Genomic DNA, 14737 nt, shown 5'->3' with positions numbered 1-14737 from the left:
AGAGGCACCGTCGAAAAGAAAAACCCCCGCCTGAGCAACTCCGGCGGGGGTTTTTTCCAAAGGCTTCAGCGCAACGCTTTAATGAGCGCCCATGCCTTCGAGCACTTCGTCGTGCTCGCTGCGCTCGTCCAGATATTCCGAGCGATAACCGCTCGTCACGCCCCAGTAATAGAACACCAGCGAAAACGCGGTAACCACCACCATGTCCCAGCCATAAGGGATCAGGTCGTGACCGCCGAACTGCTTGCTGCCGATCAGCGACAAAATCGCCATCACCGGCAGATAAGCGACCAGCCACCACGCCGCCTTCAGATCACGCCCCCAGCCGGCGAAACCCGACTTCGCCTGGAAGTAGAAGTACACGGGCAGCGCGACGACCATCAGCAGAATGATTTCGCCGGTCAGCGGCCACTTCGCCCAGTACAGGATCAGCGACGCGCAGACGAACGCGAACGGCGCAATGATCCTCATGCCCGGGATATGCAGCGGACGCTCCAGGTCCGTCGCCGCACGGCGCAGCGCCATCAGGCTGATCGGGCCGGTCAGGTAAGAGATTACGGTTGCGACCGAGATCACCGCCGCGAGCGAACTCCAGCCGCGGAAGAAGAACAGGAAAATGAACGACACCAGCAGGTTGAACCACATCGCCTGACGCGGCACGCCGTAGAACGGGTGGACGTTGCCGAACATCTTCGGCATCGTGTTGTTGCGTTCCATCGCGTAGATCATCCGGCTGGTGGTCGCCATATAGGTCGTGCCGGTGCCGCTGGGGCTGACGAACGCGTCGACGTACAGCAGGATCGCCAGCCAGTTCAGGTTCAGCGCGATAGCGAGTTCCGCGAACGGCGAAGCGAAGTTGAAGTGGCTCCAGCCCTTCATCACGTCGCTCGGATTCACCGCGCCGATATACGCAATCTGCAGCAGAACGTAGATCACCAGCGCAAGCAGGATCGAGCCGATCACCGCGAACGGCACGCTCCTGGCCGGATCGCGCGCTTCCCCCGCGAGATTGATCGGGCTCTGGAAACCGTTGAACGCGAACACGATGCCGCTCGTCGATACCGCCGTCAGCACCGCTGACCAGCCGTACGGCGCAAAGGTGCTCACTTCACCGAAGTTTTCCTTGTGGAAGCCCGCGAACATCAAACCGAGGATCGTCGCGCCGGGAATCAGGAACTTGAAGATCGTGATCGCCGAATTGGCGCGTGCAAACAGTTTCACGCCCCAATAGTTCAGCATGAAGTAAATGATCACGAGCGCCGCGGACAGCAATAACCCGTTCGTGGTTAATGAGCCGTCCACGAATAGCGCATGCGCCCACGGATAGGGCCACGTACTCATATATTGAATGGACGCTTCGGCCTCGATCGGAATCACCGAGACAATGGCAATCCAGTTGGCCCATGCGCTAATGAAACCCACGAGCGCGCCGTGCGAATAGCGCGCGTAACGCACCATGCCGCCGGACTCCGGGAACATTGCACCGAGTTCGGCGTAGGTCAGTGCGATCGCGAGAATCACGACCGCGCCGATCACCCATGCACAGACGGCAGCGGGACCAGCAATTTTTGCAGCCTTCCACGCGCCGAACAGCCAGCCCGATCCGATGATGGAACCTAAGCCGGTCAGCATCAGCGCGAACGGGCCGATGTTCCGTTGTATAGAACTTTTCACGTCTTCTCCTGTGTCGGCCGGAGTGAGCGCTTTGGCACTGACTCCGCCCCATGCAAATTGCAGCAGAAACATGTCGGCACCGCGTCACATCGCCTTGGAGGCGCTGGAAACGGGTGACGCATGCACACGCGACGGCCCATTCCAAACAGGTGCAACCGACGCGAGGCGCGTAGTTTAACGGTTGCACCCAGTCCCTGCAGCAAAACCAAGGGTTCTCCCCTGGCAAAAAAATCGGACGAATAGCAAGCTTTGTAAGCAACTTTTACGCCATGTTGACGAAAGTTCGTAAAGTTGTGGGGAGACTGTTGACCTTCTCTCAAAATCGCCGTATAACGTTCGGGCAGGATTTCAAGCGGCGAGTGAATTGGTCTTTCGTAGTTCGCCCATCAACGGTACTCCGGTTGGTCCCATTACCCCCTTCCTTGATTTTCATGCACCCTCTGGGCTTCGGCCTTATTTACCATCTTTAGGAACAAGTAATATGGAAACCGGTACCGTCAAGTGGTTCAATGACGCAAAGGGCTTTGGCTTCATCACTCCGGACGGCGGCGGCGAAGATCTGTTCGCGCATTTCTCGGAAATCCGCACGGAAGGCTTCAAGACGCTGCAAGAAAACCAAAAGGTTACGTTTGAAGTGAAGACGGGCCCGAAGGGCAAGCAAGCTGCTAACATCAAGCCGGTGTAAGCAACACGCTTCCTTCTGGACGCAAAAAACCCCGCCTCGGCGGGGTTTTTTTATATCAGTCGCTATTGCGAACAGCGATTATCTTCGCAGTATGCGGTTGATGATTTTGGTTATCCGAATAGACGTCGCGCGTGAATACCGAGTCCGGTTGCGACACTCGCGAGACGGTCGCCGAATACCGCTTTAGCATCCGGAAATGCCGCCGCCAATGCGCCCGATAGAAACGCCAATCCAGTGGAACCGCCCGTAAAGTAAATCGCGTTGACGTCGCGTGTCGTCACGCCGGCCGCCTGCACCGTGTCGCGCGCCGCCTGCACGATGCGCAGCGTTTCGTCCTGGCCGGCCTTGATGAGTTGCGCTTCGTCGAACGCGAGGCGCAGGTCGTCTTCCACTTCATCGAGATCGATCACGGTCTCTCCGCCCGCAGCCACGCCGATCTTTGCTTCTTCCGCGTGCGCGGCCAGCGCGTGACCCAAGCGGCGCTCCACGACGCGCATCAGGCGGTCGTGATGCTTTGCTTCAGTGAACAGGTGCCGCATCAACGCGAGTTCGCTGACGCGCTTCGGGGCGTAGACGGTGTTGATCAGATGCCAGGTCGCCAGATCGAAATAGATCCGGTTCGGAACCTCGCGGCCTTCCGGGTCCAGCGTCTGATAGCCCATTTCGCGCAGGATCGTCGCCAGCTCCACGCGACGATCGAAATCCGTGCCGGCGACGTGCACGCCGTGGTGCGCCAGCACGTCGTCCTTGCGCTCGACGCGCTTCATTCGCTCCGGCCCGACCCGCACCAGCGAAAAGTCCGAGGTACCGCCGCCGATGTCGGCCACCAGCACCAACCCTTCTTCAGTCAAATGCGATTCGTAGTCGAACGCGGCTGCGATCGGCTCATACTGAAAGTGGATTTCCCGCAGACCGACTGAGCGCGCGGCGGCTTCGAGCTGCTGCTGCGCCATCTGATCGGCACGCGGGTCGTCGTCGACGAAAAACACCGGGCGGCCCAGCACAGCGCGATGAATCGCGCCGCCAGCGCTTTTTTCCGCCGAACGCTTCAGGTGATCGACGAAAATCGCGATCACGTCCGTGTATTTGATCGCGGAACCGTCGCCGAGATCGGTGGAGTTCTCGGCGAGCGGCGAGCCGAGAATGCTCTTCATCGAACGCATCAGACGGCCGTCGAAGCCGTCAATATAGGCTGCGAGCGCCGCCCGCCCAAATTCGCGGGTGTTTTCGTCGGTATTGAAAAAGACCGAAGTGGGCAGTGTCGTGTAGGCGCCCTCGACCGGCGCGAGCTTCAGCGCACCGTCGACAGGAACGGCCACAGCCGAATTGGAAGTACCGAAGTCAATCGCGCAATAGTTCATGGCAGGAATCGCCGCTCACGGCTGGCGCGGACAGAAGGGGGAGCGGCTTTGTATCACGAAAGCCCAATCAGCATCAACTGACGTTTCAGGCGCGCTCGCGATCACGCAAAAGCCCAGCTCGACGGAACGAATATTGCTCATTTCGACAGGATACGCCGTCAATTTTCGGAATTCAGGAGACTTCAAGCAATGAGCGCGCCGCCTACTGCCGCCGTCCACGAAAAAAACGCCACGGTCGTCGAAACGGATCTGCCTTCGCGGCTCGACCGTCTGCCGTGGGGCCGGTTTCACTCGCTGATCGTGGTGGCGCTTGGCGTCACGTGGCTGCTCGACGGTCTCGAAGTCACGCTGGCGGGCGCGGTGGCAAGCGCGTTGAAGTCTAGTCCATCGTTGCACTTTACCAACGCCGATGTCGGTCTGACCGGTAGCGCCTACATCGCCGGGGCGGTGCTCGGCGCGTTGGGATTCGGCTGGCTGACCGACCGGCTCGGACGCCGCAAGCTGTTTTTCATCACGCTCGCCCTGTATCTGGCGGCGACGGCGGCAACCGCGCTGTCGTGGAATCTGGCCAGTTTTCTGCTATTTCGCTTCCTGACCGGCGCCGGGATCGGCGGCGAATACACGGCGATCAATTCGACGATCCAGGAATTCACGCCGGCGCGCGTGCGCGGCTGGACCGATCTGGGTATCAACGGCACGTTCTGGGTCGGCGCGGGACTCGGCGCGGCCGGCTCGCTGGTGCTGCTCGATCCGCATCTGCTGCCGCCCGACTGGGGCTGGCGCGCCTGTTTCTTCATCGGCGCGGTGCTCGCGCTGGGGATTCTGCCGATGCGCATGTGGGTGCCCGAAAGCCCGCGCTGGCTGCTCACGCACGGCGACGAGCGCGACGCGCGCGCGATTGTCGAAGGCATCGAAACGCGCTTTCGCAACGAAGGCCACAGCCTTTCCAACAACGACCTCAGGCGCCTGCGCTTACGCGCCCGTGGACACACGCCATTGCGCGAGGTATTCCATACGCTCTTTAGCGTGCATCGACGGCGCGCGCTGGTCGGTCTGTCGCTGATGACCGCGCAGGCGTTTTGCTACAACGCGATCTTTTTCACCTACGCGCTGGTGCTTACCGACTTCTACCACGTACCGGGCGACCAGATCGGCTGGTATCTGCTGCCCTTCGCGCTCGGCAATTTCCTCGGCCCGCTGATGCTCGGCCGGTTCTTCGACGTGATCGGGCGGCGCAAGATGATTACGGCGACTTACGCGATCTCCGGCATCCTGCTGACGCTGAGCGGCTACCTGTTCGCGCACGAGATGCTCACCGTCGTGACGCAGACGATCGCGTGGATGGTGATTTTTTTCTTCGCGTCGGCGGCCGCGAGTTCGGCTTATCTGACCGTCAGCGAATCGTTTCCGCTGGAAATTCGCGCACTGGCCATCGCCGTTTTCTACGCGTTCGGCACGGCGCTCGGCGGCATCGCCGGGCCGGCGTTTTTCGGCCGGCTGATCGACACGCATCAGCGCAGCGAGGTCTTTTCGGGCTATCTGGTCGGCTCGGGTCTGATGCTGGCGGCAGCGGTCATCGCGGCGATCTGGGGCGTGGACGCGGAGCGCAAGTCGCTGGAGAGCGTAGCAACGCCGCTATCGAGCGTCGCGGACGGCGTCGAATGAAAAAACGCGCGGTCAGCGCCGCGCGTTCGTTTTACTCAATACGTAAGTTGAAAACCGCTCAGAACGCCTTCTTCCAACCGCCGCCGTAGGCGATTTCCGCCAGCGGCAAACGCTGACGCACCGACTTCTCGCGCTCACGCAACACCGGGTCCAGTTTGTCCACGTCGCCGTAATGACCGAGCGAAATCATCGCGATCACCTCGACGTCGTTCGGCAGCTTGAATGCGCTGCGGAACGCGTTCGGGTCGAAACCGCTCATCTGATGCGCGGCAAGTCCGAGCGCGTGCGCCTGCAACACCAGCGCCATCGCCGCGGCGCCGGCATCGTACGGTGCGCAGCGATTCACCTCGCCCTTGTTGGTCAATGTGTGCGTAGTCACCCCGATCAGCACTGGCGCCGGCGCATTCCACCCCTGGTTGAACGGCACCAGCGTGGCGAAGGCCTGCTTGAACGAGACTTCATCGACGCTGCGGTCGAATACGAGAAAACGCCAAGGCTGCGCGTTATACGAAGACGGCGCCCAGCGTGCCGCTTCGAGCACGGAATGCAGATGCTCGCGGCTCACCGGCTCGCTGGAATACGCGCGCGGGCTCCAGCGGCCTGCAATCAGCTCGTGAATGGCAATTGCGGTGGGGGCGGGTTTGTTGATCATGCGCTTCTCTCGGTCGAAATTCATGAACGACGGGCAACTGCCCGGGGTCACATAGCATAACCGGGCTTCGGCGCGCGTGCGCCAACAAGCGAGCAGTTTGTTTTGCGCCGGCTGCGATAGTAAAACGGCCCCTTGCGGGGTCGTCGTCGTCGCGATGCCCGAATCGTCGGGCGGTTTCAAACCGGTGCATTTTCCGGCATCGTTCCGCTCGATACGTGCGGTTTTATGCCGCCTGCGGTTCCGGCACTTTCGCGGGTCGGTTGATTCGCAACACGATCACCGCCGCCACGAGGCACAAGCCGCCGGAAATCATCGACGCCACCGTGTACGTACCGAGGCTCGCGCGCAGCATACCCGCGCCGAGCGCCGCGAATGCCGCGCCGAGCTGATGGCCGGCGACGACCCAGCCGAACACCACCGGCGCCGATTCCTTGCCGTAGACGTCGGTGGCCAGACGCACGGTCGGCGGCACGGTCGCGATCCAGTCGAGGCCGTAGAACACGGCGAACAGCGGCAGCCCGAAGAAGTCGATGCCGAATGCGTGCGGCAGATACATCAGCGACAAGCCGCGCAGACCGTAGTACCAGAACAGCAGCACGCGGCTATTGAAGCGGTCCGACAACCAGCCCGAGAGCGTCGTGCCGAACAGATCGAAGATGCCCATCGCGGCGAGCAGCGAAGCGCCCTGCACTTCTGTCATGCCGTAGTCGCCGCACATCGCGATCAGGTGGGTGCCGACATAGCCGTTGGTACTCGCGCCGCAGATAAAGAAGCTGAAGAACAGCAGCCAGAAATCGCGCGTCTTGCTCGCCATGGCGAGTGTGCCGAAGGCGATCGCCAGCGGATTCTGTTTGGTGACGGTGCTGTTGATGGGCGAATCGTGCGGTTCGCCGTACGGGCGCAGCTTCATGTCGGCCGGGCGCTCGGGCAGCAGAAACGCAACCAGCGGAATCACGATCGCAGCCGCAATGGCGACGACCCACACCACTTGCCGCCAGCCGTGGTGCTCGGCGATGGCCGCGAGCATCGGCAGGAACACAAGTTGGCCGGTTGCCGAACTCGCCGTGAGAATGCCCATGACGAGGCCGCGCCGCGTGGTGAACCAGCGCGTCACCACCGTCGCCGACAACGACAGCGCCGCGACACCCGTCGAGCCACCGACCATCACGCCCCAGATCAGCACCATCTGCCACGGGTGTGTCATCAGCGACGACAGCGCGACGCCCGCCGCCATCGTCCCCAGCGCGGCCAGCAGCGTGGGGCGCACACCGAAACGTTGCATCGCCGCCGCCGCGAACGGTCCCATCAGACCGTACAGGGCGATGTTCACGGAGATCGCCAGGGAAATCGTTGCGCGGCTCCAGCCGAACTGATGCTCGAGCGGCACCATCATCACGCTCGGCGTGGCGCGTGTGCCGGCCGCCGCCAGCAATACCAGAAACACCACCGCGACGGTCAACCAGCCGTAGTGGAAACGTCCGCCAATCAGTCTTGCTGCCCAGTTCATCGGTTCTCCAATCGACGCCTGCTCCGCAGGCGACGCCGCCATTATTGTTACGCGTTCGGTAAAGGACTTGTGACAGATCAGTCACAATAGGTGTTGCGATATTAGTTACTGCTCGGTAACATGTCAAGGCGTTAATTGAGTTCAGGTGGCCATCCATGTCCAACAGTCAAACCTCCAAGCCGGCCGCTGCACGCCGCACGCGAAGCGCGCACACCGCCGGCCCGCAGGCGCAACAGCATTTGTTGCGCGCCGCGGACGAGCTGTTCTACCGCGAGGGCGTGCGAGCCGTCGGCGTGGACGCGGTGGTCGAGCGCGCCGGCGTGAACAAGATGAGCTTGTACCGGCAATTTTCGTCGAAAGACGAGCTTGTCATGGCTTACCTGGAGCGCAAAGACGAGCAGTTCTTCAGCTATGTGGAGCGCAGCTTCGCCAAACATCCGGGCGAGCCGGCCCGGCAGCTTCAGCAATATTTCGACGACCTCGCGATACGCGCGTCTGTCGACGATTATCGCGGCTGCCCTTTCGTGAACGTGTCGGTGGAGTTTCCGGAGGCGGCGCATCCGGCGCGGCAGTTCGTGTTTCGCAACAAGGCGCGCCTGATGGCACGGCTGACGGAACTGACAACGGCGGCGGGCGCCGACGATCCGGTAGCGCTCGCCAATGCGCTGGGTCTGATGATCGAAGGCGTGTATGCGGCCAGTCAGACGTATGGTCCCGGATGCGGGCCCATTCTGGCCGCGCCCAAAGTCGCCACACAGTTGATCGCCGCAGCGTGCGGGCGCGGAGTCGGCGGCGACGCCCGCAGCTGATTGAATTTTCTGCTTTGACGTTCTGTTTGAGCGAGGCACGAATCGACGCCGGTTCGCGCCGTTAAGATGGCGCTTTATCTCCCGCGCCACCTGCCATGTCGTTGCCCGCCGAATCCCACGATGCCGTTGTTGCCGCTACTCGTCACTGGCTGAGCGAGGCTGTGATCGGCCTCAATCTCTGCCCGTTCGCGAAGGCAGTCCACGTGAAGGGGCAGATTCGCTATGCCGTCAGCGATGCGGTGGACATGGAAGGCGTGCTGACCGATCTGGAAACGGAGCTTCAGACGCTCGTCGCCGCCGACCCTGACGCCGTGGATACGACGCTGTTAATCGTGCCGCAAGCGCTGGGCGATTTTCTCGACTACAACGATTGCCTGTTTTTCGCCGAACGCACGCTCAAGCAGCTTCGGCTCGAAGGCGTCGTTCAGATCGCGAGCTTCCATCCCTTTTACCAGTTCGAAGGCAGCGAGCCCGACGATATCGAGAACTACACCAATCGCGCGCCGTATCCGATTTTGCATCTGCTGCGCGAGGACAGCATCGAACGCGCGGTTCAGGCTTTTCCCGACGCTGAAGAGATTTACGAGCGCAATCAGGAAACGCTCCGGCGAATCGGGCTGGCCGGCTGGAATGCGTTGATGAAGCGGTAATTCGCGCACCGGGCCCGCCACAAGCGGCCGCGCGACTTCGCCTGATCAGGCCGAAACAAAAAACCGTTCCCTCAGCTCCTCGATCCCGAGCGTTTCCATCACCTCGTTCAAGCGCTCAGCGGGCCGGCGCCTCGGCAAATCCTTGTACTGGGCGATGATGAGTTCATTCTTCATGGAATGCTCCCAACCCACCAGTTCGGTCACGCTGACCTGATATCCATGCGCTTCGAGCTGCAGACACCGGAGCACGTTCGTGATCTGGCTCCCAAACTCCCGCGTGTGCAACGGATGCCGCCAGATCTCCGTGAGAGCGTTGCCGAGAGATTTGCCCTTGTTCTGCCGCAGCACCCCCGCCACCTCCGCCTGACAGCACGGCACGACCACGATGTACTTCGCCTTCTTTTCGAGCGCGAAGCGCAGCGCGTCGTCGGTCGCGGTATTGCAGGCGTGCAGCGCCGTGACGATGTCGATCCGGGCCGGCAAGCGATCCGACGTGATCGAGTCCGCCACCGACAGATTCAGAAACGACATGCCCGTAAATCCCAGCCGGCCAGCGAGCTCTTCCGACTTCGCGACGAGCTCCTCGCGCGTCTCAATGCCGTATATGTGTGACGCACCGCCCGCTTCTGCCTGAAATTCCTTGAAGAAAAGGTCGTACAGGATAAAACCTAGATAGGACTTGCCCGCGCCGTGGTCAACGAGGGTTACGGCGCCCTGCTCGTTCCTGAGGTCTTTGAGCAGCGGCTCGATGAACTGGAACAGGTGATAGACCTGTTTCAGCTTGCGGCGGCTATCCTGGTTCATCTTGCCGTCGCGCGTGAGGATGTGAAGCTCCTTCAACAACTCGACGGATTGATTTGGACGAATTTCGTGCGTTTTGCTAGACATCGGGGGAAACCGCCAAAAATTGCAGCGCGAACGTGCGACAGGCGACGGAAAAAGGGAAAAGTTGCTGCCAGTTTACCCAAAGTGCGGCTTGCTGACCGAAGGAGCCGTGCAAAGCATGTCAGAAATGGCTTAAAACTGGAACATTTCCTGCTCTAAAGCGTCGCGCGGAAGGTTCCAGAAAGGCGCAAGAGCAGCTTGCGTAACGGCCAGGCCCATGGCGCCGGCCGTGCCGCCTATAACAACGGGCTGCGGCCGTGGCTTTCACCACGCGAACCGAATGCATGTGGGGAGGACGGTCCCGGAACACGGGCCGAACGTTACGTAACCAGCAGCGCGCCGAGACGTCAAGCGGACGCGCGCTCGGAAAATAGAAGAGGCGGCAATGGATACGGTACCCAACGGAAACGTAGAACAAAAATTTCAGGAAATGCTGGCGAAACTCATCGCCACCCCGGCGTGGTCCGAGAAGCAGCAACTCGAACTGGAAATGGCCCGCGATATCTCGACGGAAATGCTCCGTCTGGCCGAAGTCATGCGCGACGGCAGCGTGGACATGGAAACTTGCCTGACGATGCTCAAGTACGCCAAGGTGCTCGACTTCGTCATGACTACGCTTGCGTCGCGGCGCGATATCAAGCCGCAAACGCTGCGCGTCATCTTCAAGCTCGCCGGGTTGAAGGTGGACGAGGCGTACCCCGGCTAGGACAGAGTTCGATGATGCTGCGACCCGCGCGGGCAGCGAGACGCCGTTCGCGCGGGTCGCTCGTTCTGTAGCTCCCCAAAAACAGCAACTCACGCGCGCGGCGCTTCGACCGGCGGTGTGCCGTCGTGAAAGAGCGTCTTGAGTTGCGAGCGCAATTCCGGCGAATCCGTGTGCTTGTGCACCGCGACCGCATGCTGTACGGCGGCGTCGAGCAATTCGCTCTCGCTGTCGGCAGACAGGGCGACGGTGCAGTTCGTTTCGCTCGGAAATTCGCGGCAATCGATGTATTTGCGGGACATGGCAGTCTCCTTGATTCAGACGACGTTCAGACATCCACGCAGGCAGCAGACGCGCGGACCACATCGCCGGCCGTGACACGGCAGCTCCGATCGCGCGGAGAGCGCCGGGTGGCGGGGAAGGCGGCGAGTTGGTCTGGCGCAAGGAAGACGCGCGCGGCATCCGATGGAAGGTGTCTGAAAAGTATAGGTCGCGTCGTCGCATAACACAGCAGCGGATGCGCGCCAGGCGAATGCGGGACCGCCTGAACCCAGCCTTTTTCGCCCGCCAGCCCGCTCGCGCGTTTGCCCTGCGCTGCCGAGGGTGTGAAAATAGCGCCCTTCGCGCCGCCGGATCATCCGAGCCATCGGCGCGCCGCCACTTCCGCTCTTCCGCAGGCCCGCATGTCATCCTCATTCCGTTCCGCCCGCGTCGCCGTGATCGGCGGCGGCCCCGCCGGCTTGATGGCCGCCGAGGCGCTCGCGCAACAAGGCGTGCAGGCCGACGTCTACGACGCCATGCCGTCGGTCGGTCGCAAGTTTCTGATGGCGGGCAAAGGCGGCATGAACATCACGCATTCGGAGCCGCTCGAGCCGTTTCTCGGCCGCTACGGCGCGCGCCGCGAGCAGATCGCGCCGCTCGTGCAAGCCTTCGATCCCGACGCCCTGCGCGCGTGGCTGCACGGGTTGGGCGTTGAGACATTCGTCGGCAGTTCGGGGCGCGTTTTTCCTGCGGATATGAAAGCCGCGCCGATGCTGCGTGCGTGGCTGCATCGGCTGCGCGAAGCGGGCGTGCGGTTTCACATGCGCCACAAGTGGTGCGGCTGGGAGACCGAAGCCGGCCCTGCCGTCACGCACACGCTCCGTTTCGCGACGCCCGACGGCGAGCAAGCTGTCACCTTCGACGCCGTGGTGTTTGCGCTCGGCGGCGCAACCTGGCCGCGCCTCGGCTCGGACGCCGCATGGGTCCCGCTGATGGCGTCGCGCGATGTGCCCATCACGCCTCTACTGCCGGCGAACTGCGGCTTCGATGCGGACTGGAGCCCCTATCTGCGCGAGCGTTTCGCGGGTCAACCGGTCAAGCCGGTGGCCATCACGCTCACCGATGTAGACAACAAAGTCCACAATCGACAAGGTGAAATACTTTTGACCGAAACGGGCCTCGAAGGCAGTCTGATCTATGCCTTGTCGGCCGCGATTCGGGAGCGGATTCTGGCGGACGGCGACGTCACGATCACGCTCGATCTGGCGCCAGGCTTGGCTTTGGAGCGGGTCGTCGCCGAAGTCACGCGCCCGCGCGGCTCACGCTCGATGGCGAGCCACTTGCACGGCCGAATCGGCATTGGCGGGGTAAAACTGGCTCTGTTGCACGAGATTTTGTCGAAAGAAGCCTTCGCCGACGCCAACGCTCTCGCGCACGCCACCAAGGCGCTGCCGGTGCGGCTCACGCGCGCCCGGCCGATCACGGAAGCGATCAGCACCGCTGGCGGCATTCCGTTCGAGGCGCTCGACGAACATCTGATGATCGAGCGCCTGCCCGGCATCTTCTGCGCGGGCGAAATGCTCGACTGGGAAGCGCCGACCGGCGGCTACCTGCTCACCGCCTGCTTTGCCAGCGGCCTCGCGGCAGGGCGCGGGGCGGCGGCGTATGTCGGCGGTGCGTCGATCTGACGCGCCGCATTGCCGTTCTCGCTGTTGAGAGAGCGGCAGCAACGCGTCTCACCGCTTAGCGCGCCTTCAGACGCCACAGCGACGTCACTTCGGCCATGCGCGCCGTGTGCAGCGCATCGGTTTCATCGGTCGACTTGGGGTGGCGCGGACGAATGTCCTCGCGACCGAGCACCGTCAGCCCCGCCTTGTCGATGGCGGCCAGCAGCCAGTCGCGCGTGCGCAAACCGAGATGCTCGGCGAAATCCGACATGATCAGCCAGCCTTCCCCACCCGGCGACAGATGCTCCGCCAGCCCGTTCAGGAAACCGAGCAGCATGCGGCTTTCCGGATCGTAGATCGCGTACTCGATCGGTGAAGCGGGCCTTGCCGGCACCCACGGCGGATTGCACACCACGAGCGGCGCGCGGCCTTCGGGGAACAAATCAGCCTGCACGACGTCGACCTGCTGGTCGTAACCGAGACGCGTGAGGTTTTCGCGCGCGCAAGCGAGCGCGCGCGGATCCTGATCGGTAGCGACGATTTTCTTCACGCCGCGTTTGGCGAGCAGCGCCGACAACACGCCCGTGCCCGTGCCGATATCGAACGCCTTGTTCAGCGAAGGCAGCGGCGTGCGCGCGACGAGATCCACGTATTCGCCGCGCACCGGCGAGAACACGCCGTAATGCGGATGAATCCGGTCGCCTAGCGCAGGAATCTCGACGCCCTTCTTGCGCCACTCGTGCGCGCCGATCATGCCGAGCAGTTCTCGCAGCGACACGACGGACGCCTCATCGGTCGACGGTCCGTAAGTTTCAATGCAGGCTTGCTGGACATCGGGCGCGCGGCGCAGCGGAATAGCGTACGCGGCGTCGAGCGGAATCAGGATCATGCCGAGCGTGCGCGCGCGCTGCGACTGCGCCTGCCGATGCAGGTTGAACGCGTCGAGCGGCGTTTCGCCCTGCTTGCGCGGTTTGCGCTCCAGTCGGCGCGTCACCGCTTGCAGCAGCTGGCGAGCGTTCTGGAAGTCGCCGTTCCAGAGGAGCGCCGTTCCTTCGCACGCGAGTCGGTAGGCGGAATCGGCGGTGGTGCGGTCGTCCGCGACGATGATACGCTTGGGCGGCGGCACGGCTGCTTCGGAGCGCCAACGCGCGGAGCGGGGGCCGTCGGCTTCGGGCCAGGTGATGGTTGCAGGGCTGGTCATGGTGAGGTGGGATCGGTGTTGCGGGAGCGACGCGCTGAGAAGCCGCGTCATCGGGGGGCGTTGCCCGCCGGAGTACTTGGAAGCGTTGCCGACTGACGCCCGAATAGTACCTCTGTCGTCCGGGTTCGCGGTGTGCTATTCGCCGGTGGAACGGGTGAAGCGCGCTATATGCCGGCCTCGACCACGGAATCTGTGGACTTAAAAGTCCACAATCGACAAGGTGAAAGAGATATGGTGACTTTGGACCGTTTCGCGGCTCACCGACGTTTCATGAAGCCGGTCCTTTTTTACAGGCGGAAGCGCCGTGCAGCGGCACGAACACGGCGTCTTATGGATAGCGCGCACCAAGAAAAAACGGGATTTCTGATTGAACAGAAACCCCGTTTAGTACAACTGGTGCCGGCTGCAGGACTCGAACCCGCCACCTCATGATTACAAGTCAAGCGCTCTACCTGATGAGCTAAGCCGGCATGAGGCCGTGATTCTACTTCATTTTACGATCTTGAGGCGAGCCCTTCCGCCGCCTTTCGATCCATCGTCGTCAGGCTGCGGGCCGGACGTCTCGCTATCCGCTTTGGCGGTGGCGGCATCCGTGGCTGGCGCCGTTTCGACCGCGCGTGGCGCGGGCGCTTCGATCTCGTCCGCCACTTCCGCATCGGCGCCCGAATCCTGCGCTTCACCGCCCGTCGACTCGACCGGGAACGCCATGCCTTGGCCGTTCTCGCGCGCATAGATCGCGAGAATATTGGCGATCGGCACCTCGATCTTGTGCGACTTGCCGGAGAAACGCGCGCTGAACTCGATCCACTCGTTGCCCATCTGCAGCTGGCTGGTCGCCTCGAAGCTGATGTTCAACACGATTTCGTTGTCGCGCACGAACTGACGCGGCACGCGCGTCTGATTGTCGACCCGAACCGCGATGTGCGGCGTATAGCCGTTATCCGTGCACCACTCGTAGAGCGCGCGCAGCAGGTAAGGCTTGGTGGAAATCTCTTGCATCAACTGTCCTCTTACCGG

At 62.3% G+C, this 14737-nt stretch carries 14 protein-coding genes and 1 tRNA gene; 6 read left to right on the top strand and 9 right to left on the bottom strand.

Features of this window, described 5'->3' with window-relative positions:
* Positions 1-78: 78 nt before the first annotated feature.
* Positions 79-1674, bottom strand: coding sequence for an APC family permease (locus B0G75_RS32885; protein WP_106314152.1), 1596 nt, complete (start codon positions 1672-1674; stop codon positions 79-81).
* A 481-nt stretch (positions 1675-2155) separates the two neighbouring features.
* Between B0G75_RS32885 and B0G75_RS32880 the strand changes: the two genes are divergently transcribed.
* The gene (locus tag B0G75_RS32880; protein WP_007180251.1) at positions 2156-2359 is read left to right on the top strand and encodes a cold-shock protein; all 204 of its coding nucleotides are present in this window, start codon (positions 2156-2158) and stop codon (positions 2357-2359) included.
* 110 nt (positions 2360-2469) lie between these two features.
* Here the strand turns inward: B0G75_RS32880 and B0G75_RS32875 are convergent, their stop codons facing one another.
* A complete protein-coding gene (locus tag B0G75_RS32875) occupies positions 2470-3720 on the bottom strand; it encodes an Hsp70 family protein (RefSeq protein WP_106314114.1) in 1251 nt (416 codons plus the stop codon).
* Positions 3721-3909: 189 nt separating this feature from the next.
* On the opposite strand from B0G75_RS32875, the gene B0G75_RS32870 reads away from it, so the two are divergent.
* Positions 3910-5385: an MFS transporter gene (locus tag B0G75_RS32870; RefSeq protein WP_106314113.1), complete on the top strand. Its 1476-nt coding sequence runs from the start codon at positions 3910-3912 to the stop codon at positions 5383-5385.
* Positions 5386-5443: 58 nt separating this feature from the next.
* Here B0G75_RS32870 and B0G75_RS32865 read toward each other — a convergent pair whose 3' ends face one another.
* Complete coding sequence (locus B0G75_RS32865) at positions 5444-6037, bottom strand: nitroreductase family protein (RefSeq protein ID WP_181309405.1); 594 nt, start codon at positions 6035-6037, stop codon at positions 5444-5446.
* A 223-nt stretch (positions 6038-6260) separates the two neighbouring features.
* Positions 6261-7544, bottom strand: a complete 1284-nt coding sequence (locus tag B0G75_RS32860) for an MFS transporter (RefSeq protein WP_106314150.1) — start codon at positions 7542-7544, stop codon at positions 6261-6263.
* A 155-nt stretch (positions 7545-7699) separates the two neighbouring features.
* Here B0G75_RS32860 and B0G75_RS32855 point away from each other — a divergent pair, with 155 nt between their 5' ends.
* Positions 7700-8353 (top strand): TetR/AcrR family transcriptional regulator, encoded by a 654-nt coding sequence (locus B0G75_RS32855; RefSeq protein ID WP_106314112.1) that lies wholly within the window; start codon positions 7700-7702, stop codon positions 8351-8353.
* A 95-nt stretch (positions 8354-8448) separates the two neighbouring features.
* On the top strand, positions 8449-9003 hold the full coding sequence (locus B0G75_RS32850; protein ID WP_106314111.1) for a DUF1415 domain-containing protein: 555 nt from the start codon (positions 8449-8451) through the stop codon (positions 9001-9003).
* 45 nt (positions 9004-9048) lie between these two features.
* Here B0G75_RS32850 and B0G75_RS32845 read toward each other — a convergent pair whose 3' ends face one another.
* Positions 9049-9891 carry an SAM-dependent methyltransferase gene (locus B0G75_RS32845; RefSeq protein WP_106314110.1) on the bottom strand — a complete coding sequence of 281 codons (843 nt, stop codon included), beginning with the start codon at positions 9889-9891 and terminating at the stop codon, positions 9049-9051.
* A 382-nt stretch (positions 9892-10273) separates the two neighbouring features.
* Here B0G75_RS32845 and B0G75_RS32840 point away from each other — a divergent pair, with 382 nt between their 5' ends.
* Positions 10274-10594, top strand: coding sequence for a hypothetical protein (locus tag B0G75_RS32840; RefSeq protein ID WP_012434486.1), 321 nt, complete (start codon positions 10274-10276; stop codon positions 10592-10594).
* Positions 10595-10683: 89 nt separating this feature from the next.
* Here B0G75_RS32840 and B0G75_RS32835 read toward each other — a convergent pair whose 3' ends face one another.
* Positions 10684-10893, bottom strand: coding sequence for a DUF1059 domain-containing protein (locus B0G75_RS32835; RefSeq protein ID WP_106314109.1), 210 nt, complete (start codon positions 10891-10893; stop codon positions 10684-10686).
* A 381-nt stretch (positions 10894-11274) separates the two neighbouring features.
* On the opposite strand from B0G75_RS32835, the gene B0G75_RS32830 reads away from it, so the two are divergent.
* Positions 11275-12540 (top strand): TIGR03862 family flavoprotein, encoded by a 1266-nt coding sequence (locus B0G75_RS32830; RefSeq protein WP_106314108.1) that lies wholly within the window; start codon positions 11275-11277, stop codon positions 12538-12540.
* A 55-nt stretch (positions 12541-12595) separates the two neighbouring features.
* On the opposite strand, the gene B0G75_RS32825 is transcribed toward B0G75_RS32830, so the two are convergent.
* From B0G75_RS32825 to B0G75_RS32815, 3 genes are all read right to left on the bottom strand, one after another.
* Positions 12596-13720, bottom strand: coding sequence for a class I SAM-dependent methyltransferase (locus B0G75_RS32825; RefSeq protein ID WP_106314107.1), 1125 nt, complete (start codon positions 13718-13720; stop codon positions 12596-12598).
* Positions 13721-14114: 394 nt separating this feature from the next.
* Positions 14115-14190: transfer RNA gene (locus B0G75_RS32820), tRNA-Thr, on the bottom strand.
* Between the two features lie 19 nt (positions 14191-14209).
* The gene (locus tag B0G75_RS32815; RefSeq protein ID WP_106314106.1) at positions 14210-14719 is read right to left on the bottom strand and encodes a ClpXP protease specificity-enhancing factor; all 510 of its coding nucleotides are present in this window, start codon (positions 14717-14719) and stop codon (positions 14210-14212) included.
* Positions 14720-14737: the final 18 nt, after the last annotated feature.

Source organism: Paraburkholderia sp. BL18I3N2, assembly GCF_003001875.1.
Taxonomy (GTDB): Bacteria; Pseudomonadota; Gammaproteobacteria; order Burkholderiales; family Burkholderiaceae; genus Paraburkholderia; species Paraburkholderia phytofirmans.
The sequence above is the reverse complement of the archived record's forward strand: the minus strand, read 5'-3'. Positions and strand labels throughout refer to the sequence as shown.

Coding starts and splice junctions, on each gene's coding strand:
- B0G75_RS32860 (WP_106314150.1), bottom strand. CDS start 7,544: ATGAACTGGGCAGCAAGACTGATTGGCGGACGTTTCCACTACGGCTGG.
- B0G75_RS32850 (WP_106314111.1), top strand. CDS start 8,449: ATGTCGTTGCCCGCCGAATCCCACGATGCCGTTGTTGCCGCTACTCGT.
- B0G75_RS32855 (WP_106314112.1), top strand. CDS start 7,700: ATGTCCAACAGTCAAACCTCCAAGCCGGCCGCTGCACGCCGCACGCGA.
- B0G75_RS32875 (WP_106314114.1), bottom strand. CDS start 3,720: ATGAACTATTGCGCGATTGACTTCGGTACTTCCAATTCGGCTGTGGCC.
- B0G75_RS32825 (WP_106314107.1), bottom strand. CDS start 13,720: ATGACCAGCCCTGCAACCATCACCTGGCCCGAAGCCGACGGCCCCCGC.
- B0G75_RS32815 (WP_106314106.1), bottom strand. CDS start 14,719: ATGCAAGAGATTTCCACCAAGCCTTACCTGCTGCGCGCGCTCTACGAG.
- B0G75_RS32845 (WP_106314110.1), bottom strand. CDS start 9,891: ATGTCTAGCAAAACGCACGAAATTCGTCCAAATCAATCCGTCGAGTTG.
- B0G75_RS32870 (WP_106314113.1), top strand. CDS start 3,910: ATGAGCGCGCCGCCTACTGCCGCCGTCCACGAAAAAAACGCCACGGTC.
- B0G75_RS32835 (WP_106314109.1), bottom strand. CDS start 10,893: ATGTCCCGCAAATACATCGATTGCCGCGAATTTCCGAGCGAAACGAAC.
- B0G75_RS32865 (WP_181309405.1), bottom strand. CDS start 6,037: ATGATCAACAAACCCGCCCCCACCGCAATTGCCATTCACGAGCTGATT.
- B0G75_RS32880 (WP_007180251.1), top strand. CDS start 2,156: ATGGAAACCGGTACCGTCAAGTGGTTCAATGACGCAAAGGGCTTTGGC.
- B0G75_RS32840 (WP_012434486.1), top strand. CDS start 10,274: ATGGATACGGTACCCAACGGAAACGTAGAACAAAAATTTCAGGAAATG.
- B0G75_RS32830 (WP_106314108.1), top strand. CDS start 11,275: ATGTCATCCTCATTCCGTTCCGCCCGCGTCGCCGTGATCGGCGGCGGC.